Genomic DNA, 25,173 nt, shown 5'->3' on the forward strand with positions numbered 1-25,173 from the left:
CGCAACAATAGATCTCGGGGGTTCTCCTGGATGATCTTGCCTCAGGCCGGCATCGGTGGCATGAGTCGCATGAGCGCATCTCGCGCTACTCCGGGGAATCCGCGCAGTGATGACAGCTGACCGGTCAAGCGTGAAAATCGAAGCATTTTCGCGGTGCGAGCGCGGCGGGCCTTTTCGTAGAGTCGCAAGGCCGCGGGAATATCGTGCGGGCTGGTGCGAAGCGCGTCGATGAGTGCGGTGGCGTCTTCGAATGCTTGACTTGCCCCTTGTCCAAGATCCGGGGTGAGTGCGTGAGCGGCATCCCCGAGTAGCGCCACTCGTCCCGAGGCGAGGGACGCTAGTGGCTTGGCCAGCGAAGCCGTTTCTCGCACGTGGATTCGTTGCGGGTCCGTGGCGGAGAGTAGGTCACCCACGGCTGGATGCCATTCCTCGCGGTCATAGCGCAGCCAGCGCAGAAGAGACACGGTATCGCTGGGCGTCTGCTGTTTCGAATTCCATAGCGCGTACCAGTAGACACTTCCGTCAGCCATGGGCAGTGTTCCAAAACGTCCCCTTGATCGATGGTCGAGCATTTCACCGATAATTGGCGCTACGTCTGGGGTGAAGTTCGGAACGATAGCTTGAGCGGCGTGCTGGCCCGAATGCTTGAGCCCTGGGTGGCCGGGAAAGAGGATTCTGCGCACCCGGCTACGCACGCCATCAGCTGCGAGGATCAGATCCGCCTGTACTGTTCCTCGTCGCTGGATGCTCCTTGGTAGGCGCCGTTGAAGATTCCCTCCGCCCAAGACCGCATGATCCGTCGGTTCGACCTATTTTCTAGGGAAGCGGCCAATTCGACCTGGACCCAGAACCCCAGCGCCTCCTCGCGCAACACGAGTGGCTGTGTCGATGAGCAAGTGCCCACCTCTTGCAGCAACGCCAGCTTGCGTTTCATAGCATTTAGCGTGTCCAGCAGATTCTCTCCGTAGCGGATCCGGCGCTGCCTGCGTGAGCCCCAGAGACTGATAGCCACAGAAATCGCACCGCCTACGACTGCGCCGAGCAGTGTGGAGCCAATGTAGATCAGGGCGTAACTGTCCATCCGTGTCAACTCTTTCGTTTGTGCTCCGACATGCTGTTTTGCTCAGTACTCTACGCTTCGCGGTGGGTCGCATTCGTGGCATTACTGATCAGGGGGTACGACAGCTGCGTAGCAAAAAGATGGCAAGTCAGGGGAATCGCGAGTCCTCACCTTCATCCATTGACCTAAGGCGTCGAAGGGCTGGCGGCAGGTCACGGGCGTGTGAGATGCCCTGCTTCCCGCTGAAGCTAGCCTGCCGTCGGGTGCACCGATCTGCGCAGGTCAACACCGAGAAACCAAATGATTACGAAGATGCGAGCGTACGGTATCAGCAAGTGATCACGGCTCGCGGAAACTCGTTCCCGGGCAGAAGCGAGTATGCTATTGGGCGTGGCATTGGATTTCACGGCAGTAGATTTTGAGACAGCAAACGGATTTATTGGCTCCGCCTGTTCGGTGGGGCTGGTTAAGGTCCGTTCGGGACGCATCGTGGAAACCGAACAATGGCTGCTGAAACCACCGGCCGGTTTTGACCACTTTGATCCACGCAACGTCTCTATTCACCAGATCACCGAAGACATGGTTCTGCAAGCTCCGCGGGTGGGCGAGAAACTCAGTGATCTGCTCGACTTCGTGGGAACTGACGTTCTGGTCGCGCATAACTCGGCTTTTGACTCCGGGGTCATTCGTGCCGCGGCCGAAGCTAGTGAACTGGCCGTGCCAGAAATCCAGCACCTCTGCACCGTGAAGCTCTCCCGCAAGGCCTATAACCTGCCCAGCTATTCGCTGCCCTTCGTGGCCGAAGAAGCCGGGCATCCAATCGAAAACCACCACGAGGCGCTCGCCGATGCCGAAGCCTGTGCCTGGGCCATGATCGATATCGCCGAACGCGGCCAGACCCCTACCGTGCAGAATACCGCCGAACATTATTCGGTGCCCCTAGGTCTGACCCGCGCGTGGCAACCCGGAGATGAACTCTCCCGAGCCATGCGGGATGCGCAAGGCTGGTTGGCCCGCGGAAACTCGTTCCCGCCCCGCGATGCTTTCACCTTCTGGCCGCAGGAGGGGGATAACCCCCGCCCGAACCGTGAGGCTGATCCGAGCCACCCGCTGTTCGGACAGGTTGTGGTGTTCACCGGAAATCTGTCGGTGCCACGTCCCCAAGCTAAACAGTGGGCCGCAAACCGTGGGGCGCAGACTGCTTCCCGGGTTACTCGTGCCACCACGGCACTGGTGGTCGGTGACGGGTTTGTTCCCGAAGACTTGGCCAACGGGCGGCTGACTAACAAGGCGAAGCATGTGCTGCGGCTGCGTGATGCCGGTCAGCGCGTTGAGGTGATCTCCGAGGGTGAGTTCATGCAGCTCGTTGAAGGATTCGCACTGCAGTAATACGGGCTCGGAGACGGTGCGCGGCGGCACCTCATCTGACAAGATGGGCTTATGTCCCGCGCGCAGTTGCTCACCCTGAAAATCGAGCTAGTTGAATCCCAACCGGTCATCTGGAGAACCTTCCAGCTCCCCGACACCGTCATGCTGGATGAAGCCGGCGATCTGATCCAATTGGTGATGGGGTGGGAAGATTGCCATCTGCAGGCCTTCCATTCCGGAATTCCGCTCGAATCATTCCATACTGATCCGCGCTTCCGCAGCTGGTATGACATGTTTTCCATCGATGAGCTGGAAGGCGAAGCGCAGGAAGAAACCACGCTGGCTCAAGCCCTGGAATACTCTGCCGGAGAGCTCTACTACGAATACGATTTCGGTGATAGCTGGCTGCACCGGATCACCGTAGAGCACGCCGAAGAGCTCAGCTACGTACCGGATGCCGCCCGTGCTCTTGACGGTGCCATGCGTGCACCCATTGAGGACAGCGGGGGACTGGGTGGATGGTACTCCAAACTTGCGGACGCAGCAGCACCCCACCCGAATGAGGAACAACAAGAGACCGTGGCCTGGATGCGCTGGCGTGTGGGCGAAAACGGGACGATTGATCCCAACGCCTTCAACTTAGCTGAAATCAATGCACGGCTGGCGACCCGCGGTCTGGAAGAGCACTGGAACAATGTCTTGGCACGCTGGCTCTATTCGCGTCCTCAGCTGCGGCGGCAATTCATTCTAGACCTGGCCAGTAGGGGAGAGGTGCGGCCGTTTAGTGAGCCAAGCGCGCTGCCCGATTGGTTTATCGCCCGCTTAGTGCAGCCGTTGCTGCGGCTCATTGCGTTGTGTGGTGAGAAGGGTGTCAAACTGACGCAGGCCGGAAACCTGCCGTCACTGGCCGTCAGTGCCCTAGTGTCCGATTTGGGTTGGGAATCATTCGACTACTCGCAGGGCAGCCGGATGGTGGAGAGCAATGTCGTCGAGGTGGCCGAACTTCGCGAAGCCGCCACCGCCATGCGACTCGTGCGCAAATATCACGGACGCCTCATCGTGACGAAAAAAGGCCGAGAACTCAGCGAGAAACCAGAAGAGCTGGCTTATCTGATGATCGAACAGGTGTCTTGGGTAGGTAATAATCAGCTGGAAATCGACGAAAACTTCGCCAACTGGCTGACCTGTGTCGGGGTGGGGGACACCAGTTCCCCGGCAGCCCGGGAATCACTGGCTGATGTCATGAACGGTCTGGGCTATGCCAACGGACGAACGAGGATGCCACTGACCGCCGAAGATTATGTTGGATTCAGTTCCCTGGCAGGATTCATGCGACGCGTTGCCACAGCTGAAATGAATTCCGGATACTGGGAGCCGGAAAGTGAACAGGCGCGGGTTCGCGCCCGTGAGCTAGCACGAATCATCCTCTTGAGCGTGGTGCGCGAACCGCACGGTGTTCTAAAGACCGCTTAAATACACGGTTCTGGGCTACCCAGCGCAACCCAGAACCGTGCGAAGAACTGTCGGGTCAGCCGACGAGTTTCATCCAACGCTCATGCAGTTCGGAGATGATTTCATCCATGGCGCTAGCCGGGCGCTCAAGCACCAGATCACTGCCGTGCAGGGCAGCGAGCAGCGCCACAGCATAAGCATCTGCTTCCGGGTCACGTTCCTGATCAGTTGCCGGTTGATCTTCGTCCTCGGAAGCCTGCTCCCCGAAGTAGGCGTTGTAGGCCGCGGTTGGTTCCATGCCTAAGGTGGCGCGCACCGCGTCAATGACCTGGCGCAAGGACTCGGCGGCGTTGCCGCTGAGCTCACCGAGCTCGGAATCCCACGAGTCGGCGGAGGCCGCACCGTTCTCCAATGCGGAGCGCAGGATCAGGGCGGCCGCCTTAGCGGTAGCTGCTGCCTGCTCGCCATGGGTGAGGAACGCGGCCGAGCTAGCTAGGGCGGCGGTGTTGGCCAGCGGGACGCGGGCTACCAATGCGGTCACGGCGGCGCGCGGCAGCACCCCACTGGAATCGTGATCGGCTGCGGTGGGGCGAGCGGCATAGCCCATGTCTGCGGAGTCCAACCCGGCCAGGTTCAGCGGGTCCCCGTCGGCAAGGCCTTCGTAGCGTTCCACCGCCGCAAATTCCGTGTCGATCCAGCGTGGTTGCGGCTCCGGGGCGGAGGCCGGGAACTTCCCGGTCAGTTGCTTGTAGGCACGCAGCCCGGCCAGCCACATGCAGGCGGCTTCATCACTGGCCACCCCGTCATGAGCCCACTCCAGGGCTTCCAAGAGCCCATCGGCCAGGAACAGGGCTAAGATTTCGGTGGCGCCGGGTTCATGTCCGTCACGGGCGTGGACCGCACCGTCGGCCAGACCCAGCAAGACCGCGAAGACCTTATCCGAGTAGTCGTTGGGAAGAGATGCAAATTCACCGTTATCAGTCACAAGCTCATTCTAAAGCGCCCGCTAGCGATACCGGCATTCGCGCTCGCCAAGAGTGGGCAACGGTTCAGTAAATGGGCGTCAAATACGAGCTGTTCCGCGAAACACGTTGGCTGGTAGGCGCAGAACCCCGGCAGGATTTAGGTATTCGGTTACCACCGCGGGGGCATTTCATGAAAAGTTTGGAAGATGCCACTGAAGAAGACCGCCGCAAACGATGCTGCGAAACGGAAGCAGCACTCGGCCGCGCCCTCGCGTTTTGCCGGGCTACGGGGAATGCTCCCCGGGTTGGCGGTGTGCCTCACCGGAGGAGCCCTGGCGCTACTTGCCGCCCAAGTACTTCCGGTCAGCGCCCTGCTGATTGCGATCTTGCTCGGTGCGCTCTGGCGAAATCTTGCCCCCGTCCCGACGGTGCTAGCCCCTGGCGTGCAGCTCTCGGCCAAGCGTCTGCTGCGAATCGGGATTGTGCTCTTGGGACTACAACTGTCCCTGTCCACCATTTTGGGATTGGGACCCGGAGTCTTGGCCGTGGTGGTGCTCTGCGTAACCCTGACCTTCGGTGCATGTCTGCTTCTAGGACGTTGGCTTGGCTTAGAGATGCCGCAACGATTGCTGATCGCGGCAGGATTCTCGATCTGTGGTGCCGCAGCAGTGGCCGCCACCGAAAGCACGGTGAAAGCCAAACAGGAGCAAGTGGCCACGGCCATTGGGTTGGTGGTGCTCTTTGGCACGCTGATGATCCCGCTCGGGCCGGCACTGGGTGCGCTGGTGGGGATGGATGAGCGCTCCACCGGGATGTTCATCGGTGCGGCAACCCATGAGGTGGCCCAGGTGGTTGCCGCCGGGGGTGCGGTCGGCGCGTCGGCGTTGGCGGTCGCTGTGACGGTGAAGCTGGCACGGGTGCTGATGTTGGCCCCGGTGATGGCCGGGGTGGCGCTCTATATGCGGCGGAAACATTCGGTACATTCGGCGCAGCGCCCACCGATCATGCCCCTGTTCGTGGCCGGGTTTATTGCCATGGTCTTAGTGCGCAGCGCCGGATGGCTGCCTCAGACGGTGTTGGAGCTTGCGGCGCTGGCTCAAACCTTCCTGCTGGCCACGGCAATGTTCGCTCTCGGGTTGGGTGTTCACCTGCGCAGCATCTTCCGAACCGGTGGGCGTTCGCTGATTTTGGCGGCCGCCGCAACCGTAGTGATCATCTTGGTCGCTTTGGCCGGCACCGCACTTTTCCCGCCGCTGGGTTAGCGGGCGGCACACAGCGGGGATCGCGATGGCAGAACTGTCGCAATGATTGCCTAAGCTGAAACTATGCGATTGCTTCACACTTCGGATTGGCATTTGGGCCGTTCCTTTCACGGTGCCTCACTGCTCAATGACCAACGTGCCGTCCTGGAACACCTGGTTGAGGTGGTGCGCGAGGAACACATCGACGTGGTGCTGGTCGCCGGAGACATTTATGACCGGGCGCTGCCGCAAATCGACGCGGTGAAACTGTGTAATTCCATCCTGAGGCAGCTTCGGGCCGCCGGCGCGACGGTGATCCTCACCAGCGGAAACCATGATTCGGCGGCCCGGCTGGGTTTCGCCGCGGACCTACTTGATGCCTCCGGTGTGCACATTATTGCCGATACCGAGCGCATGGTTCAGCCCATTGAACTGGATGCCGGGGATCATCAGATCCTTGTTTATGGGATTCCTTATCTGGAACCCCGGATGGTGATGAGTGAGCTGGGTGCCGAAAAGAATTCGCATTCGGCGGTCATTGCGGCCGCGATTCAACGCATCACCGAAGACCTTGAGGCGCGGCGCGCCATCGCCACCCAGCCGATCCTCGCCATGTCGATGGCTCATCTCTTCGCCGCGGGCGGGTTCACTTCCGAATCCGAACGCGATTTGAGTGTGGGAAATCTTGATGTGGTTCCGGTCGAGCTCTTTGAACCCTTTGACTACTCGGCCTTGGGGCATCTGCACGGCAAACAAACATTGCGTCCCGCAGTGCGTTATAGCGGATCGCCGCTGGCCTATTCCTTCTCTGAAGTGAATCAACACAAGGCCGTGTGGATCATTGAGACCCAGACGAGCGGGGTAGAGCAGATTCGCGAGGTGGCCTTACCGGTGCCGCGTCGACTTGCGGTCCTACGCGGCAAATTGGACCACCTGCTCACCGATGCGCAGTACACCTGGGCCGAATCCGCGTGGTGCCAAGTGACACTGACCGACACGGATCGACCCGCCGAAGCGATGGCGCGCATTCGCACGCGTTTCGAACACACCGTGGTCTTGCTCTTTGCTCCGGAAGAATCTACCCGCGAGACGGAGATCAGCTACGCCCAACGTCTGGCGCAGGCCAAAAGTATCGACCAGGTCTGTGAAGACTTTATCGATCACGTCAGGCACCGTCCGGCCGATGATGCCGAACGGGTGTTAGTGAATCAGGTTATTGGGGCAGTACGCGAAGGAGCACACGAACAGTGAGAATCCACCAACTGTCCATTCAAGCCTTTGGACCGTTTGCCGGCACCGAAGAGATCGACTTCGACGATCTCGGTAATGCTGGGCTGTTTCTGCTGGATGGGCCAACGGGAGCCGGTAAATCCAGTATTTTGGATGCCATCTGTTACGCCATTTACGGTTCATTACCCGGAAACCGGCAGGGGAGTCGACAGATTCGTTCGGATCATGCCGCCGAAGGACTGAACCCAGAGGTCAGGCTTAAACTGTCGATTGGTGAGCGTCGATTCGAGCTGACGCGTTCCCCGGCCTGGATGCGTCCGGCGAAGCGGGGGAAGAATAAATTTACCGAGGAGAAGGCCAAAAGCTCGCTGCGCGAACTCGTTGCCGGGCAATGGCAGGCCCTGTCCACCCGAAATGATGAAGTCGGGCAGATGATGGGCTCGGTCCTAGGACTGGACCGGGAACAATTCACCAAGGTCGTGATGCTACCGCAGGGCGGATTCGCCGACTTCTTGCGCGCCAAGGACTCCGAACGCGAAAAATTGCTCTCCCGACTCTTTGACACCAGCGATTACGCCAAAATCGAAGAAGAGTTCGCCACGCGGCTGACTATTTCACGCAAGAACACCGAGGCAATTGAAGCAGAGCTGGCGGCCTTAGCGAACCACATCCGGGAGGATGCCGAGCGGTCGCTACGTCACGAGGGAATTGAACTAGCAGGCGGCCACGAGGGCGAAGAGTATTTTGCGGAACTGGAAGAGCAACTGCTGACAGTGGCTACCGCGAACCAACAGGCATTCCTCGAACGCAAAAAAGGCTATGGTGCGGCCAACCAGAAACACTCAAGTCTCGCGAACCGACAACGGGTCTTTGCCCGGCTGAGCGAGTTGGAGCAGCTGCGCAAGGAACATGAATCCAGTGCCGAACGTGCCGCTGGAGTGAGTGCAGCGCTGATCCTCGATCAGCAGGCGCGACGGATTCGGCCCTACTTCGAACAGTTAGCCGAAGCGCAGAAGCGTGTCGTGGAGCTAGAGATCGCAGCGACGCAAGCTGTCTCCGCCTTACAGGAAAACGAACCCCGGCCTGCGCTGTCGCTGGATCAGCCTACCTTGGTGGCCTTGACAGAAGAACGTGATCAGCTCACCGGGCAGCTTTCGGTGCTTCGTGCAGCGTTGCCGGAGGAACACTCGCGCGTAGCTTTAGCCAAGCAGCACCAAGAGCTGGAGCTACGGGTGGAAAAGGAAAATTCCACGGCTAGTAACGCCCAGAGCCAGCTGGAACAATTCGCGGCCGAACGCACCAACCTGCTCACCCAAGACCTTGATGCGGTGGCCGCGGCGACCACCGTGCTGCAAGCCCAGCAACAGCTAGAGGCCAGTGAAACTGCGGTCGAGCAGGTCAAGCAGCGGGAGACGGCGGAACAGAAGCTGGACACCGCAAAGGACCAGCGCCGCGAAGCAGCAAAGGTGTTGGACGAGCAGCAGAACACCTATCTGCAGGCTCAGCGTCAACTTATGGAGCAAGCAGCGGTTCGATTGGCTGCGGCACTTGAACCAGGCGAACCGTGCCTGGTCTGCGGTGCAAGAGAGCATCCTCAGTTAGCCACTGCAGAAGCCGGGGCACAGCTGATGGATGAAGAACATCTTGACGTGCTCGAAGAGCAATTACAGGCTCAACGGGGCGTTGTGAGCCAGCATGAGATCAAGATCGAATCCTTGCGCACCACCCACCAAGCGCTGGTGGAACAGGTCGGCTCGCTATCGTTGCGTGAAGCCGCAGAGAAACTCGTTGAAGCGCGGGACCAGCTACAGCAAGCGAAGGATAAACAACAACAAATCAGCACCCGGGTGGCCCGGGCGGAAACCTTGGAAACCCAAATCCAGGACATGCAGGCCAAGATCTCTGCCTCGCAGCTCGCCGCCACCACGGCGAGCGAACAATGTGCTGCCGCAGGGGAACAACTGCGCCAACTCGATGAGCGATTAGCGCAGCTGCGAGGTGACTACCCATCTTTGACGGAGCGAACGAAATCCCTCGAACACACCCACCGGTTGGTACAGCAGACGCAGCAAGCGCTCGAACGGTTGCTTGATGCGCAGCAAAGCCGGATAGGGGCTCAGCAACGCTGGGACAGCGAATGTCAGCAGGCCGGGTTTGAAAGTACTCAAGGCTACCAAGACGCCTTGTTGCCGGCCGCAACCCGCACCGAGTACGAAAAGCTCTACAAGGCACGGCAAGAACGTGCCACCACCATCACCACCCTGTCCGAGTCGGCAGATATTGCCGAGGCTCGAAAGTTCGAAGCGCAAGGGCTGAGCACCCCCACCGAGGATGAACTCGAGCGGCTTCGTGCGGAACTCAGTGAGGCCGAACAACTACAAGAGGCGGCACGCCAAGCTGAGGTCGTGGCGCGCAGCGCGTTACAGCGGCTGCGCGACGGCAGGCAACGGCTAGAGAATCGCATTACCCAAGCCGGGCCGGTTATCGAGGACTACCGTCGGTTGAAGGCCCTGGCCGAAGTGATGCGTGGAGGCGGGGAGAACCGGCTCAAAATGACGCTGAGCACCTATGTACTCGCCGCGCGTTTGGAAGAAGTCACGGCGGCGGCCACCGAAAGGTTGCAGGTGATGAGCTCCCAACGTTATTCCTTGCACCATGATGACAGTGCGCGGGGTAATGCGAAATCTGGGTTGGGAATCCGGGTTCATGATGCCTGGACCGGCCGTGACCGGGAAACTCAGACACTCTCTGGAGGCGAGACCTTCATGGCCTCACTGTCCTTGGCTCTCGGATTGGCGGATGTCATCACCCACCATTCCGGGGCAGTGGATATGCAAACGCTCTTCGTTGATGAAGGTTTCGGATCTTTGGATACCGAAACCTTGGAACTGGTGATGGAGTCCTTAGAATCCTTGCGATCTGGTGGTCGGGTGATTGGCGTGGTGTCCCATGTTTCTGAGATGAAACAGCGCATCACCAACCGGCTGACTGTTGAGAAAACCCGCGAAGGCTCCACGATCCGCACTGTCGATGCTGAGGTGTCGCTCGCACTCAGTGGACAGCTTTAGACAAGAAACGTATCTTGAAAGTAGCGCCTAATGGCGTGTCTGGGTAGTTGCGCGTTGCGGGGTGAGGGACAACGCGCTCTTTAGTATGGGAGAAAATTGACCCAATCGTCTGCTTCTGAGGCACAAACCTCTGAGTCAATGAAGTCGACCGGCTACTCGGCGTTACTACCGCTGGTTGGTCGCAGCTACCTACCGCTCGCATTTTTTGCTCGCCTGCCCTTGGCGATGCTGACCATCGGCTCGATGACCCTGGTGACCGCCACGACCGGATCCTACGCCATGGGTGGCCTCGCCGCCGCGATGGTGGGAGTGGGATCCGCAGTGGGAGGTCCGACCATCGGCTATCTCGCCGACCGGCTCGGCCAACGCCGCGTGCTGCTCTGTGCCGCCTTCCTGCACACCATCATGCTGTGTGTGCTTACCTGGTATGGCAACGCGAGTGAACTCATCGCCCCGGGACTGCTCACGCTGATCTCACTGCTGACCGGTGCCACCGGCCCGCAGGTCGGACCCATGTCCCGAGTGCGCTGGATTTCCATGACACGCACCAAGAAAGCCAATCCCAAGGTTTTGGGTGCGGCTTTGGGAGTCGAATCCATGCTCGATGAGCTCGGATTCGTTTTCGGCCCGGTGGCCGTGGGTTTCCTCGCCTCGCTGCTACACCCGGTGTTGCCCTTGATTATTGCCGCGGTCCTCACCGCGGTGTTAGTTCCGATCTTTGGCATGCACCGGACCGAACGCGCGGTGGTGCCGGTACCGAAAAACACCCAACGGGTGAAGGCTACGAAGATCCAGCTCGCTGCCATATCCACACTGGTGTTGGGAATGATCGGGCTAGGCACCGTCTTTGGTGCCTCGGCGGCCGGGACGCTAGCTTTCGCCGGCGCGATGGGGGACTCCAACCGAGGTGGCTTGCTCTATGGTGCGGTGGGGCTCTCCAGTGCGCTTGCGGCGTTGTCGGTGGCTCTGTGGCCAGCCAAGTTCAAGCACACCTCACGCTGGATCGCTTCGGCTTCGTTCTTGGCGCTGAGCAGTATTCTGTTGCAGCTGCCGCAAAGTACCGGGCTGATGCTATTGATGCTGTTTATCGTCGGTTTCGGTGTGGGGCCGATCATTGTCGTGGTGATGACCCTGGGTGGGGAAGTTGCTCCGGCCGGTCGACTGTCCACCGTGATGACCATGCTCTCGGCCGGGATCGTGGTAGGCACCGCGATTGGCAATGGTGTAGCTGGGCTCTTGGCCGAATCCATGGGATATGCCGGCGCCTATTGGGCGTGCACCGTCGCAGCGACAGTTATCGCCTTGGCGGCGATGGCCATGAAACTGCTGGTCCGTCGCTCCACGCAACTGCAGCAAGTGTCCTAAACACAGAAAAGAACACCCATGAATATGGCCGCTTCGGAAGAAGCGGCCATATTCGTTGGTTAACGGGGGAATGTTCCCGCGCGGCGCTTAGCCCAGCTCATCACTAATCGTGATCGCCGATTCCTTCAACGCGCGCACAATCTTCTCGCGGGATTGCACGGTACTGGTGGCAAAAACTACCGCGAGGGCCGCTGGCGCGGTGGTCGTGGTGTCCAGTGGCACGGCAATGGACGTCACTCCGTGGATCACTTCGTTCTCACTGGTTGCATACCCATCTAAGCGTGCCTGACGGACTTGCTCCCGGTAGGGGATGCCATTATTCAGCGCATCCCATTGCGCCGGAGTGTACTTGGACATGATGGCAACCGGTGGGGCTCCCACATCCATGCCGTGAGCGGTGCCCGGACGGTGCACGATCGCGCGGAAGGAATGGGCCGGCTCGACGGAAATTAGCGTGGTGCACATATCGTGTTCCCATACGGCCAGGAACGCGGTCATGGATAGCCCATTGGCCAGCTTCGTCAGTTCCGGCAACGCAGTATTTTGTAGTTCGCGTTGCACCGAACGCGCTAGTGAAGCAAGACCCGAAGCAGAGCGGATCCGTCCGGATTCGTCCCGGGTGAGTAGCCGATGATCCTCGAAGGTTCGCAAAATCCGGTAGGCGATGGAACGGTGGACGTCCATCTTTTCTGCGATTTCCGCAATGGTGAGATTGGTGGGGGAATCCGCGACGATTTCCAACATACGCACGCCACGCGAGAGAGTCTGTGAAGCTGACATAATCCCTTAATTCTCCTTGGAGCCGGTGCACTTTTCGGGGCACAACCTAGAATTCCGCATATGACGGTCATCACCTCTTGCAGTGTATCCGTTCTCAGTTAGAACAGCTAGTTCGTTTTTTGAACGATATTTCGCCCGGTTCAATTACCAGAGCGCGAATGGATCACGTACGGAGCGCGCTGGCACGTAGGTCACGGCACCCAATTCCGTGACCATTCACTGGCGTGAACCTCGGGCTGCGAGGTCATATTCACGCGCATTGCGGGCTTTTCTCAGACTGTAGAAAAAAGACCTTGTGAGCTCTCTCACTCATAAACTATGCTTGGTTTCCGGGATACCGTCCGAACGTTCGGTAATTCTTTTCACCGCAATCTTGAGGGAATCAGATGTCCAACACAATCGTAAATCGTCGGAAGGAAGAGCGCCGCGTTCTGGCTGGCACTTTGGTCGGAACCACCATCGAGTGGTACGACTTCTTCATCTTCGCGCAGCTGACTGCCACGCTGCTCACCCCACTGTTCCTCGCGCCAGTGGGCGAATCCAACCCGGGCTTGGCACAAATTTTGTCTTTCGCCATGATCGGTATTTCCTTCTTCTTCCGCCCGCTGGGTGCGATCGTCGCCGGGCATTTGGGTGACCGCTTTGGACGCAAGAAGATTCTGGTTGCAACCCTGATCCTGATGGGTATCGCCACCTCGCTAATCGGCCTGCTACCAACCTATGCCCAGATTGGCATTGCCGCTCCGATCTTGCTGGTGGTCCTGCGTATTCTGCAGGGCTTTTCGGCTGGTGGTGAATGGGGTGGTGCCGCGCTGATGAGTGTGGAGCACGCTCCGGATAACCGCCGTGGCTACTTTGGATCCTTCCCGCAGATCGGGGTGCCGCTGGGTATGATCCTGGCCACCGGTTTGCTGTACGTCCTACGCGTTTCGATGACCCCCGAACAGTTCCAAGAGTGGGGTTGGCGTATTCCGTTCCTGCTCTCGGTAGTACTGATTCTGGTCGGCCACGTGATCCGCCGCGCCTTGGAAGAGTCACCGGTCTTCCAGGAACTGGCCGAACGCAAGAGCGAGGAACATACCCCGCTGAAGGACCTGATGCGTACGAACGCGAAGCAGGTTGTTCAGGCAGCGCTGATTTTCGTGTCGAATAATGCTGCCGGTTACCTGGTGATTGCTTTCTTCATCGCCTACACCACCAACGTGCTGGGGATGGAACTGGCACCGGTGCTATTGGCCACCACTATCGGTTCCGTTGGCTGGTTGACCTTCACCTTGGTCGGCGGGTGGCTCTCCGACAAGATGGGCCGTCGCAACACCTTCGTGCTGGGTTACGGGATGATCTTCGTGTGGATGATTCCAATGTTCATGCTGGTCGACACCGGCAACATTGTGCTGTACACCGTGGCGATCTTCGTCTTGACCATGGGACTGGGACTGTCCTACGGGCCCCAGTCGGCCATGTACGCCGAAATGTTCCCGGCACATATCCGCTACTCGGGGATCTCCATTGGTTACGCGATTGGTGCGATTCTGGGTGGCGCCTTCGCTGCCACCGTGGCGCAGATCCTTTTGGAAACCACCGGTTGGTCCGGTTCCATTGCCATCTACATCATGGTGCTGACCGTGATCTCCGCGGGTGCGGTGCTCTGGGTCGGTGAGACCCGCCACCGTTCGCTGGGTGTCACCGGATTCCACGCGGATGGCACGGCCAAGATCCCGGGCGTTCATTCCACGGATAACACCAAGGCATAAGTACCCTGTGTCGAGGCTCAAGCCTTGACAGAAGTGAACCCGTTTGTCGGAGAACGAACTCCGGCAAGCGGGTTTACTTGTGCCATATCGGCGCTGCTCACTGCGCGGGATCCCACTCGTGGGCGGTGAAGTGTGAGGCGCATTTGCGGTTAGCTGGTTGAGGATTTGAGTGTTTAGTGGCTTTGATCCTGATTGGCTTGGCGGCGAGTGCTGCCCCGGACGATCAGCCGATGAGTGATTTGGTGACCGGTGGCATCCTTGTGCCCAGCCAGAGTGCGCATCAGCATAGCCACCGCCTGTTCACCCTGCTCGCGCGGGCGTTGCTCTACCGTGGTCAGCGAAAAAACCTCGGCCAGCGGATGGTTGTCGATACCCACTACGGAAACGTCCTGCGGGACCGCAAGACCAAGTTCTCCCGCGGCGAGGATTGCGCCGATGGCCATCTCGTCACTGGCCGCGAAGATCGCGGTGGGCCGGTTTCCGGGGTGGCCAAGGAGTTGTCTAGCTACCTCTCGGGCCTGACCTATCGAGAAGTCGGCACTTCGGTACAAGAAACTGTCCGGTTCCACCCCGGCCTGACGCATGGCGCGTTCATAACCGATGCGTCGATGAGTGGGCATAGAGAAATCGGCATCTGTTTCTCGGCTGCCACCAATATGGGCGATCCGGGTGTGGCCGAGCTCCAGCAGGTGTTCGGTGGCTAGTTGAGCGACCTGTTCATCATCAACATAGAGCGTGGGAACTCCGGGCAGGGGCCCGCCCACGCCAACCAGTGGTTTAGCTAGCGCATGCAGGGCGGCCAACTCCTCGCTGGTCAGTTCCACGCTGATGGTGATCACCGCGTCAACGCGTTGGCGAAGCAGGAAATCGCTGAATACCCGTTCGCGTTCGGCGCGGTCCTTGCTCAGTTGATACAAGGTGGTGTCATAGCCCGCGCGCAGTAGGGCGGCGGAAATCCCTTCTAATACCAGTGCGTAGAACCAATGGCTGATATTGGGCAGGAGCACCCCGATATTGCGGGTACGGCCCGAGGCCAGTCCCGAGGCGCTGGAAGAAACCACATAGCCCAAGTCGTCCGCCGCTTGGCGGACACGTTTCAGCGCCGAGTCAGAGACGTTCCCACGGCCGGACAGGGCGCGAGAAACCGTCGCGATGGAGACTCCAGCGCGCTCAGCCACGTCCTTAATACCGGCCACGGATGTTCCTCTACTCATTCTCAACGTCAGCTAACTCTGGATACCATCCTAGTTTCCGGCACTGAGCCACAGTGCAACCTCGCCGGGAAGCGTGCCGGAGGGCGCAGCCGCATCACTGGAAACGAGCACTTCCAAACCTTGTAGCTGTGTCGGTAGCTCTAGAGGATGCGCGGCGAAGTTCACCAGCACGATGACCGCGCCGTTGCGTAGTGCCAGCAGGTCTGGGTGTCCGGTATCCAGCCACTGCACCGAACCTGCTCCGAGCCGATGACTGCGCCGCAGCGCGAGGAGCTGACGGTAGAGACTCAGCGTGGAATCCTGGTTCTGCTCCTGCACATCCCGAGCATAGGTGTCCCAGTGCGCTGGTTGGGGTAGCCAGGATTCGCCGGTTTGGCTGAATCCGAACGCGGGGGCCGTAGCCTCCCAAGGCAGTGGTACTCGACATCCGTCCCGGCCATAGCGTTCACCCTCGGTACGGAACCAGGTGGGATCCTGACGCGCTGCATCGGGCAGGTCTACGGCTTCGGGAAGTCCCAGCTCCTCGCCTTGGTACAGATAAGCACCACCGGGTAACGCCAGCATGAGGGTGCTGGCTGCCCGGGCACGGCGCAGCCCCACGGCCGGGTCGGGCAGGTTCTCGGTGCGTGGTCCGATCCCGTCACCCTGGGGGTTATCGGCCGTCAGGGCCAGACGGGTGGCATGGCGCACCACGTCATGGTTGGACAGTACCCAGGTGCTGGGAGCTCCCACCTCACCAAAGGCGCGCAGCGACTCATCGATCACCGCGCGGATTTCAGCCGGGTCCCACTGAGTGGATAAATAAGGGAAGTTGAAGGCCTGATGCATCTCATCACTGCGGACCCATTTGGCCATCAGGGTGAGAGGGCTGACCCAGGCTTCGGCGCACAGCACCCGCTCACCGGGGTACTCATCAATGACCTGACGCCAGTCGCGGTAGATTTCATGCACACCCTCCTGACCCCACCACGGGGCCAGTTCCTCGGTACCACCCATGGAAGCGGCAGTTGGATCCGGGGTGAAGTCAGGCAATCCCGCCGCTTTGATCAACCCATGAGCCACGTCAACCCGGAACCCGTCAACTCCGCGATCCAACCAGAAGCGCAGAACCCCGCGGAACATTTCGCGTACTTCGGCGTTATGCCAATTGAAATCTGGTTGCGAGGAATCAAAAATGTGCAGGTACCACTGGCCGTCGGTGCCATCCGGATTGCTGGTTTGGGTCCACATGCTGCCGCCAAATACCGACTCCCAGTTGTTCGGGATCTGCGGGCTATCGCGGAAGATAAACCGATCGCGCTCAGCGGAGCCAGGAGCCGCGGCGAGAGCCTGCTGGAACCACGGGTGTTGATCGGAGCAATGGTTGGGAACCAAATCAATGATCACCCGCAGATTCAGCTCGTGGGCGCGGGCGACCATCGCATCAAAGTCGGCCAAGGTGCCAAAGAGTGGATCCACATCGCAGTAGTCGGACACGTCATAACCGGCATCGCGTTGCGGTGAGGTGAAGAAGGGGGAGAGCCAGACGGCGTCCACGCCCAGCCCAGCCAAGGACTCCAGGCGGGAAGTGATACCGGGCAGATCGCCCATGCCATCCCCGTTGGAATCGGCAAAAGACCGCGGGTAAATCTGGTAGATCACCGAGGTGCGCCACCATTCCAGGGCGTCGGTGTCAGTATCGGTGGAGGCAAGTAGCGGCAAATCGGTCATGACGGTAACCCTAAGTGATTTCCGCCGCCTTGTAAACGCTTCCAGAATTGTCCCGTGAGTGCTCCGCTTCCTCGCCTTAGGAAATTGAAAGATATCAATTCTGCATAGCATCTTGCGAGGAAACATGATCTATGCCACTCTGGAAACGCTTACATTCGATAGATTGACCCCGATTCAATTCCGCACTTCGACCATTCGGGGAGCAGTACCCACTGCGGCGGAATCGATCCCCTTCCTGAAAGGCGCACCCATGAAGCTGAATACTCGCTCACTGCTCACCGGTGGAGCTCTGACCGCCGTGGCCGCACTGACGCTGAGCGCTTGTGGCGGGTCGACCACCCCGGCCGAGAACAGCCCCAGTGCCGCACCGAGTTCCTCGGCCGCCGCAGCCTCCAGTACGCTGACCGTCTGGGTGGACGCTAACCGCGCGCCGGTGCTGACCGAGGCCGCCAAGTCCTTTGAAGAGTCCTCCGGGGTAGCCGTGGAATTGGTGACCAAGGACTTCTCCAAGATCCAGGAAGACTTCCTGCGTCAGGTACCCACGGGCAAGGGCCCGGATATCACCATTGGTGCTCACGACTGGTTGGGTAACCTCGTGAACAACGGTGTGGTGCAGCCCGTTGAGCTCGGTGATACCGCCGGTGATTTCCAACAGGTTGCCGTGGACGCGATGAGCTATGAAGGTAAGGCCTACGGGGTCCCGTACTCGACCGAGAACCTGGCCCTGCTACGCAACACCGAGCTGGCTTCCGAAGCACCGAGTGACTACGCGCAGATGCTGGCCGCCGGCGAAGAATCCGGCGCCGAATTCCCGTTCCTGGTTCAGGTTTCCGAGACTGGGGATCCCTTCCACCTCTACCCCTTCCAGACCTCCTTCGGAGCGCCGGTCTTCGGTACCGATGAAAGCGGCGCCTACGACGCCAGTGACCTGACCTTGGGCAATGAAGGCGGACTAGAGTTCGCGCAGTGGTTGGCCGAGCAGGGTGAAGCAGGCAACCTGAACACCTCGATCGATGCCGATATCGCCAAGGAGAAGTTCGTTGCTGGGGACTCGCCATTCTTGATCACCGGTCCGTGGAATGTTGAGGCCGCTGAAGAAGCCGGTATTGAGCTGGCCATTGACCCGCTGCCAAGCGCCGGTGGGGAACCTGCCCAGCCGTTCGTGGGTGTCCAGGGCTTCTTCGTCTCCTCGAAGACCGAGAACTTGCTAGCCGCCACCGAATTCTTGACCAACTACATTGGAACCGAAGAGGTGCAGACCAAGCTCTACGAGGTGGGCAACCGCCCACCAGCACATAACGCCGCCTTCGAAGCTGCCAAGGGTGATGCCACCATCGCCGCCTTCGGTGAAGTCGGCAAGGACGGCGTACCGATGCCAAACGTCCCTGAAATGGCCGCGGTGTGGGAATTCTGGGGTGTAGCCGAAGCCGATATCATCACCGGCAAGGCTGAACCGGCCGAGCGCTGGACCCAGATGGCCGAGGATATCGAAGCCGCCATCAGCAAGTAGCGAACAGCAAGACACTCACAACGCCGGGGTGTGGGGCAAGCGCCCCCACACCCCGGCGTTGTACCGACACCAGTGGTGAGGGACAATCGATGACACTGACAACCAGCCAGAAGCCCGGTTCGCGGCGCAGCTCGCGTGAGCGTACCGCGGCCCGCTATGTGCGGGAAGCCAGCGGGGGACCGGGAGTGCTGCTGGCGAAAATTGCGATGCTTGCGGTGCTCGATGCCACCGCCGTCTTTGCGGTGTTTACCGCGCTGGTGCGCGATTCGATCCTCATTGCGGTGGTCATCGGGGTGCTGACCCTGGTGATCAACGTGGTGTACTTCAAACGTGGCTGGTTACCGGCCAAGTACCTGATCCCGGGCACAGTTTTCCTGCTGATCTTCCAAGTATTTGTTATCGGGTATACCGGGTACATTGCCTTCACCAATTATGGGTCGGGGCATAACTCGGATAAGGATGACGCGGTGATGTCCCTGCTGCAGTCCACCCAAGAACGAGTTCCAGAATCCACCGGCCTGCCGGTCACCATTCTGAGCGATGGGGAAGACCTCTCGCTGCTGGTGGAACGCGACGGGCAGACTCTCTGGGGTGATACCGAGAACGCGCTGGCCCCCATCGATCCGGCCGAGCTCAGCGAGTACACCCGACTGAATTTCGCTGATCTGCTCTCCCGACAGCAGGAGGTGACCTCCTTGCAGGTGGCCATCTCCGATGACCCGGAGGCCGGGAGCCTGCGAACCACCGATGGACGTACCGCCTATCCGTACACCTCGACCCTGGTGTGGGATGAAGAAGCGGACACCATGACCGATACCCGCACCGGGACCGTGTATTCGGACACCGGTGTGGGAGCCTTTACCGCCGCCGACGGACAACAGTTGATGCCCGGCTGGTCGATTAACGTGGGTTTTGATAACTTCACCCGCGCACTCACCGACCCATCGATCCGCTCTTCCCTATTGTCGGTCACCGTTTGGACCTTCGTCTTTGCGTTCCTGTCGGTGGCCACCACCTTCTTCTTAGGGTTGTTCTTGGCCATTGTCTTCAACGATCAGCGGATGCGGGGGCGGAAGATATACCGGGTGCTCTCGATTCTGCCCTACGCGTTCCCGGCCTTCCTTGGCGGGCTAGTCTGGGCAGGGATGCTTAACCGCGACTTTGGTTTCGTCAACCAAGTGCTCTTTGATGGAAGTTCCATCCCCTGGCTCACCGACCCCTGGCTAGCCAAATTCTCGGTACTCTGGGTGAATCTCTGGCTAGGTTTCCCCTACATGTTCTTAGTCTGTACCGGCGCCTTGCAATCAATCCCGGAAGAACTCTCCGAGGCCGCCAAACTCGATGGCGCCGGCCCCTTTGCGACCTTCCGGCTGATCAAACTGCCCCTGTTACTCGTTTCGGTAGCCCCGCTATTGATCTCCTCCTTCGCCTTTAACTTCAATAACTTCAACGTGATCTACATGCTCACCGAGGGCGGACCACGGCTTGAGACCAGCGGATTGAATGTGGGGTCCACCGACATTCTGATCTCCATGGTCTATAAGGTCGCTTTCGTGGGTGCCCAACGCGATTACGGTCTGGCCAGCGCGTTCTCCATCATCATCTTCCTGGTGGTGGCTGTCATTGGAATCATCAGCTTTAAGCAGACCAAGGCACTGGAGGATCTGAACTAATGACACGCACAGCACTAACGCCTCGCAGCACCGAACGTCCTGGCAAACCACAACCGGTGAAACACCGGAGTTTTGGTGCCTGGTTTGCGGCCACCGGGTGGCGGCACCTGATCGGAGTCGCCCTAGTCATTTATGCGGCTTTCCCACTGCTCTATGTTCTCTCGGCCTCGCTGAATCCCAATGGCACACTGTTATCCTCGAACGGGCTGTTTAGCACCATCGGCTTTGAAAGCTATGCCAAGCTCTTTGATGATCCGCAGCGCCCCTTTGCCGCATGGTTCGGCAATACCCTCGTCATCGGGCTGACCACCGCAGTGGCCTCGGTCTTTCTCGGCGCCTTGGCAGCCTACAGCTTCTCGCGCATGCGTTTCAAAGGACGGCGTTTCGGTCTGGTGACCTTGCTGGTGGTACAGATTTTCCCGCAGCTGCTGGCCGTGGTGGCGATCTTTATTCTGCTCAGCACCCTAGGTGATGCGTTCCCTGCTCTGGGGATTGACAACCAGCTGGCCCTGATTATGGTGTACCTCGGGGGCGCGCTGGGAGTGAACACCTATCTCATGTATGGCTTCTTTAACACCGTCCCGGTCGAAATCGATGAGGCCGCCAAGCTGGATGGGGCCGGCCATGCCCGGATTTTCTTCACCATCATCCTGCGTCTGGTGGCCCCGATCCTGGCGGTGGTGGGACTGTTGTCCTTCATCTCCACCACCAGCGACTTTGTGATCGCCTCCGTGGTGCTGGTCTCGCCGGAAAACCAGACCCTGGCAGTGGGTCTCTACCAATACGTATCCGAAGAATTCACCTCCAACTGGTCGGTCTTCGCTGCTGGCGCGGTGCTGGCCGCCCTGCCGGTGATGGCGCTGTTCCTCTTCCTGCAGAAGTATATTGTTGGTGGGCTGACGGCTGGTTCGGTGAAGTAACCCATCCGGTTCGCTGCATGGAGGGTTGCTCCCCGCAGGGACTGCGATCCTGTGGGAGGCAGTACGGCGTGCTCCGCCTGAACAAGTTCGGGCTGTGGCACCATGAAGAGGAATGCCTCTGCCCGAACGAAGGATCCTTTGATGGCCGCACGTCTGCCCAAAGCCGCCCGCGAGTACCTCGAGCAGCTCAGGATCGCACTCCAAGAGTTGGAACCAGACGAACGTTCACGAATCCTGCGCGAAACCCGTAACCGGCTGGCGACCTTACCGCGGCGCGGCCGCAACCCGCAAGATATTATCGCCGCCCTTGGCCCAGCGGAAAGCTATGCCGCCAACTTTGCCCGGGTACAGCCCGAAGCTCTCCAAGTCTCTAGCGGTCGTCACTTCCTGACCCGGATTTTGGCGTGGCCGACCTTCGCCTTTGCCCTCTTAACCGCCGCGGTACTGCTCTTCGCACCCGGTGCCAGCATCTCGGTCATGTTGGGTTTCGAGGCCTTCAGCTTGGCGGACCTGTCCTTCGGGTATGTCGAGGGAGCGGATCCGAGCTGGATCAATCTGTCCTTGCTCCCGGCGGTGCTCGTCTCACTGGTCCCGGGGCTCTTTAGCCTCACCCCGCTGATGATCGATGGGAAAGCCGGGATCTGGCTGCAACTGCTCGGAGCCGTGGTGATGAGTGTAGTGGCGGTACTAGCCGGGGAGGGTATTGGCTTATTCTTGCTACCTGCGGTGGTGCTGTTGTGGACTCAGGTGCTGGTTCCACCGGTTTTGATACGTAACTCCATGGGACGCCCGGGGTGGACGTGGCGCAGCGTGGGGACCATGCTGGTGGTGTTGCTGGCAGCCAGCGCGGTCTTCGCAGGATGGATGGGGCAAGAACCACTGTGGTTGATGCTGCTGCCAGCACTACTACTGATTCCGGCGATCGGTCACCTCATGCGTGCTCGCTGGGCCGAGATCGCTCTGATTGCCTGCGGCCTAGGCCTCATCCTATATGCCGGGATTGCCCTGACATTGCTCAGTGTCACCTTCTTGAGCGGCGCGCTGCTCTTTATAGTCGGTCACCTCGGATTGGCGGGGAATATGTGGAACCGACGTTCAGCGAATCTTTTGGCGCTGCTCTAGCGTGATTCCAGTGCGGTGATGCCGGGAGCTATGGTGTCGAGTTTTCCAGGATGCACTACGTCGAGTCGCTCGTTTCCCACGTGGCGTAGCGGGACAGCGGATGATCCTCGGAAAACACGGACATCACCCATGGCTGAGGGATAAAGTAAGGTTTTGCTGACTCCGTCAAGAACAGCTCTGGCAGCTTAAATCGCATGAACCCGGCCGATGATTCAGCTAGTCCAACGGTGGGGGCCAACTCAGTACGTGGGAGTGTTCTCCGTACTCGAAGCTCTCGTACCGGACTATGACGCTGACGGTAGGCTCCGCCCACGTGCCGGTGTGCGGCGACCGGACCCCGCCCCATGGGCTCGGAAATTTCGTGCAATGACACGCCCAGCGTCCTCAACTTCGTCATACCCACTGCTCACGTGGGTACATTTACTCTGATTTCCGATAGCCTTCGAATATTAGCAAAACCGAATAGGTGAGCGGCAGCGGGACTGGGTAAGGGGATTTATGGGTCAGCGCGGGGCAATCGGGTCGGAACCACTCTCTTCGGCCGCCCGCTGGAAGATGCTCGTGGTGCTTCTAGCAACCATGTTCATGTCGCTGGTGGGCGTGAGTATCGTCAACGTGGTCCTGCCGGCCATTCAGCATACGCTCGGTGCCACCGAAGCAGACCTGCAATGGGTGCTCTCGGGATATGCGCTGACTTTCGGCGTGGTCTTGGTTGCCGCAGGACGGGCCGGGGATGTCTACGGGCGGGGTCTGATCTTCCTCGCCGGGCTGGTCATCTTCACCGGAGCCTCAATCCTGGCGGGATTCGCCCCCGACGCGACCAGCCTGAATGTTGCCCGCTTCATCCAAGGTTTAGGTTCAGGACTGCTCAACCCACAGGTGCTGGGCATGATTCAGCAACATTTCCACGGTGCCGAACGTGGACGAGCCTATGGCGCCTTGGGAACGATGGTGGGTGTCTCTGTTGCCATTGGCCCGGTGCTGGGCGGTTTCCTTGTCGAAGGATTGGGCGAAGATTTTGGGTGGCGTTCAACGTTCCTAGTGAACGTTCCGATCGGGCTAATCGCCATTCTGCTGGCTATTCGTTGGTTGCCTAAACCCCTCTTCACGCGTTATCAGCCGCAAGTCGAAAAACCCGGTACTGCGCAGGAACCGAAGAAACCAGCGAAGCAGCGGGCAGACCTGGACCCGGTGGGATGCATCATGCTGGGGCTGGCGATCCTCGCGCTCATGATTCCCTTCGTTGTTGCCCGCGATATTCCGTGGACGTGGTGGTTGCTGCCGGTGGCTTTGTTCTTGCTGGCCGGATGGATCCTCTGGGAGAAGAACTACAAAACCCGGGGCCGCGAACCCATGGTAGATCTTCAGCTGTTTAAGATTCGCTCCTTCACTCTGGGAAATATGATTGCCGGGTTCTACTTCATGGGTGTTTCTAGCGTGTGGGTGTTGGTTGCGGTCTATGTGCAGCAGGCGCAGGGGCTCAGCCCGTTGGAAGCCGGGCTGGTCGGCCTACCCGCGGCTCTGGCCTCGGCGTGGAGTTCTCACGTGGCCGGCAAACATGTGGTGTCCTTGGGACGCAAACTGGTGATTTGGGGCATTATTAGCGCCTTACTGGGGTTGTTCAGCACCATGCTGGTCGTGGAGCTTCAGGCCGTTGGAATGGTGAGCATCTGGTGGATGCTCTTGACCCTGAGCTTCATTGGCCTAGCCCAAGGGGCGATTATCTCCCCAAACCAAGCATTGACACTGATGGATGTCCCGGTTGCCAACTCGGGGAGCGCCGGAGGGCTCATGCAGACCTCACAGCGTATCGGTACCGCTGTTGGGCTGGCTGTCATTACCGCCATTTACTATGCCACCGAGCTGATTACCGGTGCCTGGCATACGGCGATGACGGTCGGTTTCGTGGCGATTACCATCATGGTGGTGTTGACGTTGATTGTTGCGATCATCGATCACCGTAAGGGACACGAGTTTGCCGATGTGCTGGGCCACTAGCCGGCAGCACGAAGTAACTGGTGTACTCGCTGCTCGGTGACCTGAGTGAAATCTTCGTAGTAGGCACCCACGGCATTGAATTCTTGGGGCCGAATCAGAGCGAAACTTCGATCCGCATAGCGGCTGAGTTCATCGAGTTCGGTCGGGGCTGCCACCGGAACCGCGGCGATCAACATGGCTGGCTGGAATTTTCTTACAAGCGCCAGTCCCGCCTTCATGGTCGCGCCGGTAGCCAGCCCATCATCACATAGCACGACGATGCGGTCGGTCAGCTCAGGGGCGTAGTCCGCGAACTGGTCGGATAATGCGCTCAGCTTCTGTCGCGCGGCAGTTTCGGTGTCTTCCAGCGAATCGAGCCCGAAGGATCTGCTAGCACGGCGATACAGTTCGGCATTCAGTACCCGGTCTTCTTCGCCCCTGTACTGGGCCAATGCTCCCAGCGCGAGTTCGGGATTGCTCGGTGCCCCGAGCTTGCGTACTGCTAAAGCGCCGAGAGCGGCACCTAAAGCGTGGGCTACTTCGGCGGCGATGGGCACGCCGCCGCGCAGGAGGCCCAACACGACGTATTCGCCGGCTGGCAACTCGGTGGCCAGCGCCAATCCCAATGCGGCGCCAGCCTGTGTCCGATCCGAAAACCCTTGGTGTGCCCGTTGCATACTATTTAGTCTTCCTGATTAAACGTCATAGCAACAGTCAACCGAGGGCTACAGGTCAACGGATTCAGTGCTTGGCGCACGGAAAAC

General features: G+C 59.5%; 19 protein-coding genes. 12 read left to right on the plus strand and 7 right to left on the minus strand.

Going from position 1 to position 25,173, the window contains the following annotated elements; genetic code table 11:
* Positions 1-41: 41 nt before the first annotated feature.
* Positions 42-695, minus strand: a complete 654-nt coding sequence (locus ACQQZ8_RS05855) for an FAD-dependent monooxygenase (RefSeq protein ID WP_431711745.1) — start codon at positions 693-695, stop codon at positions 42-44.
* Positions 696-712: 17 nt separating this feature from the next.
* On the minus strand, positions 713-1,081 hold the full coding sequence (locus tag ACQQZ8_RS05860) for a hypothetical protein (protein ID WP_431711746.1): 369 nt from the start codon (positions 1,079-1,081) through the stop codon (positions 713-715).
* A 369-nt stretch (positions 1,082-1,450) separates the two neighbouring features.
* On the opposite strand from ACQQZ8_RS05860, the gene ACQQZ8_RS05865 reads away from it, so the two are divergent.
* Positions 1,451-2,449 carry an exonuclease domain-containing protein gene (locus ACQQZ8_RS05865; protein ID WP_431711747.1) on the plus strand — a complete coding sequence of 333 codons (999 nt, stop codon included), beginning with the start codon at positions 1,451-1,453 and terminating at the stop codon, positions 2,447-2,449.
* Positions 2,450-2,500: 51 nt separating this feature from the next.
* Complete coding sequence (locus ACQQZ8_RS05870) at positions 2,501-3,901, plus strand: plasmid pRiA4b ORF-3 family protein (protein WP_431711748.1); 1,401 nt, start codon at positions 2,501-2,503, stop codon at positions 3,899-3,901.
* 55 nt (positions 3,902-3,956) lie between these two features.
* Here ACQQZ8_RS05870 and ACQQZ8_RS05875 read toward each other — a convergent pair whose 3' ends face one another.
* The gene (locus ACQQZ8_RS05875; protein WP_431711749.1) at positions 3,957-4,865 is read right to left on the minus strand and encodes an ADP-ribosylglycohydrolase family protein; all 909 of its coding nucleotides are present in this window, start codon (positions 4,863-4,865) and stop codon (positions 3,957-3,959) included.
* A 186-nt stretch (positions 4,866-5,051) separates the two neighbouring features.
* Here ACQQZ8_RS05875 and ACQQZ8_RS05880 point away from each other — a divergent pair, with 186 nt between their 5' ends.
* The 4 genes from ACQQZ8_RS05880 (at position 5,052) to ACQQZ8_RS05895 (ending at position 11,749) form a co-directional block, all read left to right on the plus strand.
* On the plus strand, positions 5,052-6,107 hold the full coding sequence (locus ACQQZ8_RS05880) for a YeiH family protein (RefSeq protein ID WP_431711750.1): 1,056 nt from the start codon (positions 5,052-5,054) through the stop codon (positions 6,105-6,107).
* A gap of 63 nt (positions 6,108-6,170) precedes the next feature.
* The gene (locus ACQQZ8_RS05885; RefSeq protein WP_431711751.1) at positions 6,171-7,337 is read left to right on the plus strand and encodes an exonuclease SbcCD subunit D; all 1,167 of its coding nucleotides are present in this window, start codon (positions 6,171-6,173) and stop codon (positions 7,335-7,337) included.
* Positions 7,334-10,384, plus strand: coding sequence for an AAA family ATPase (locus tag ACQQZ8_RS05890; protein WP_431711752.1), 3,051 nt, complete (start codon positions 7,334-7,336; stop codon positions 10,382-10,384). Before ACQQZ8_RS05885 ends, ACQQZ8_RS05890 begins: the two co-directional genes overlap by 4 nt.
* A gap of 138 nt (positions 10,385-10,522) precedes the next feature.
* Positions 10,523-11,749: an MFS transporter gene (locus tag ACQQZ8_RS05895; RefSeq protein ID WP_431711753.1), complete on the plus strand. Its 1,227-nt coding sequence runs from the start codon at positions 10,523-10,525 to the stop codon at positions 11,747-11,749.
* Positions 11,750-11,836: 87 nt separating this feature from the next.
* On the opposite strand, the gene ACQQZ8_RS05900 is transcribed toward ACQQZ8_RS05895, so the two are convergent.
* Complete coding sequence (locus ACQQZ8_RS05900) at positions 11,837-12,529, minus strand: IclR family transcriptional regulator (protein ID WP_431711754.1); 693 nt, start codon at positions 12,527-12,529, stop codon at positions 11,837-11,839.
* Between the two features lie 386 nt (positions 12,530-12,915).
* Here ACQQZ8_RS05900 and ACQQZ8_RS05905 point away from each other — a divergent pair, with 386 nt between their 5' ends.
* Complete coding sequence (locus ACQQZ8_RS05905; RefSeq protein WP_431711755.1) at positions 12,916-14,283, plus strand: MFS transporter; 1,368 nt, start codon at positions 12,916-12,918, stop codon at positions 14,281-14,283.
* 173 nt (positions 14,284-14,456) lie between these two features.
* Here the strand turns inward: ACQQZ8_RS05905 and ACQQZ8_RS05910 are convergent, their stop codons facing one another.
* Together ACQQZ8_RS05910 and ACQQZ8_RS05915 are read right to left on the minus strand one after the other, a co-directional pair.
* Entirely contained in the window at positions 14,457-15,479 is a 1,023-nt protein-coding gene (locus tag ACQQZ8_RS05910) for a LacI family DNA-binding transcriptional regulator (RefSeq protein ID WP_431711756.1), read from the minus strand.
* Between the two features lie 48 nt (positions 15,480-15,527).
* On the minus strand, positions 15,528-17,207 hold the full coding sequence (locus ACQQZ8_RS05915; protein WP_431711757.1) for a glycoside hydrolase family 13 protein: 1,680 nt from the start codon (positions 17,205-17,207) through the stop codon (positions 15,528-15,530).
* A 250-nt stretch (positions 17,208-17,457) separates the two neighbouring features.
* On the opposite strand from ACQQZ8_RS05915, the gene ACQQZ8_RS05920 reads away from it, so the two are divergent.
* The 5 genes from ACQQZ8_RS05920 to ACQQZ8_RS05940 all read left to right on the plus strand — a co-directional run bounded on the left by ACQQZ8_RS05920 (position 17,458) and on the right by ACQQZ8_RS05940 (position 24,430).
* Complete coding sequence (locus tag ACQQZ8_RS05920; RefSeq protein ID WP_431711758.1) at positions 17,458-18,717, plus strand: sugar ABC transporter substrate-binding protein; 1,260 nt, start codon at positions 17,458-17,460, stop codon at positions 18,715-18,717.
* 89 nt (positions 18,718-18,806) lie between these two features.
* The gene (locus tag ACQQZ8_RS05925; RefSeq protein WP_431711759.1) at positions 18,807-20,390 is read left to right on the plus strand and encodes an ABC transporter permease subunit; all 1,584 of its coding nucleotides are present in this window, start codon (positions 18,807-18,809) and stop codon (positions 20,388-20,390) included.
* Positions 20,390-21,310, plus strand: a complete 921-nt coding sequence (locus tag ACQQZ8_RS05930) for a sugar ABC transporter permease (RefSeq protein WP_431711760.1) — start codon at positions 20,390-20,392, stop codon at positions 21,308-21,310. The genes ACQQZ8_RS05925 and ACQQZ8_RS05930 overlap by 1 nt, the downstream gene beginning before the upstream one ends.
* A gap of 141 nt (positions 21,311-21,451) precedes the next feature.
* Entirely contained in the window at positions 21,452-22,432 is a 981-nt protein-coding gene (locus ACQQZ8_RS05935) for an HAAS signaling domain-containing protein (RefSeq protein WP_431711761.1), read from the plus strand.
* A gap of 498 nt (positions 22,433-22,930) precedes the next feature.
* Positions 22,931-24,430 carry an MFS transporter gene (locus tag ACQQZ8_RS05940; RefSeq protein ID WP_431711762.1) on the plus strand — a complete coding sequence of 500 codons (1,500 nt, stop codon included), beginning with the start codon at positions 22,931-22,933 and terminating at the stop codon, positions 24,428-24,430.
* Here ACQQZ8_RS05940 and ACQQZ8_RS05945 read toward each other — a convergent pair.
* Positions 24,427-25,086 carry a phosphoribosyltransferase gene (locus ACQQZ8_RS05945; protein WP_431711763.1) on the minus strand — a complete coding sequence of 220 codons (660 nt, stop codon included), beginning with the start codon at positions 25,084-25,086 and terminating at the stop codon, positions 24,427-24,429. The two genes, ACQQZ8_RS05940 and ACQQZ8_RS05945, sit on opposite strands and share 4 nt — an antisense overlap.
* Positions 25,087-25,173 lie beyond the last annotated feature (87 nt).

This window comes from Glutamicibacter uratoxydans, assembly GCF_050753455.1.
Lineage (GTDB): Bacteria > Actinomycetota > Actinomycetes > Actinomycetales > Micrococcaceae > Glutamicibacter > Glutamicibacter uratoxydans_A.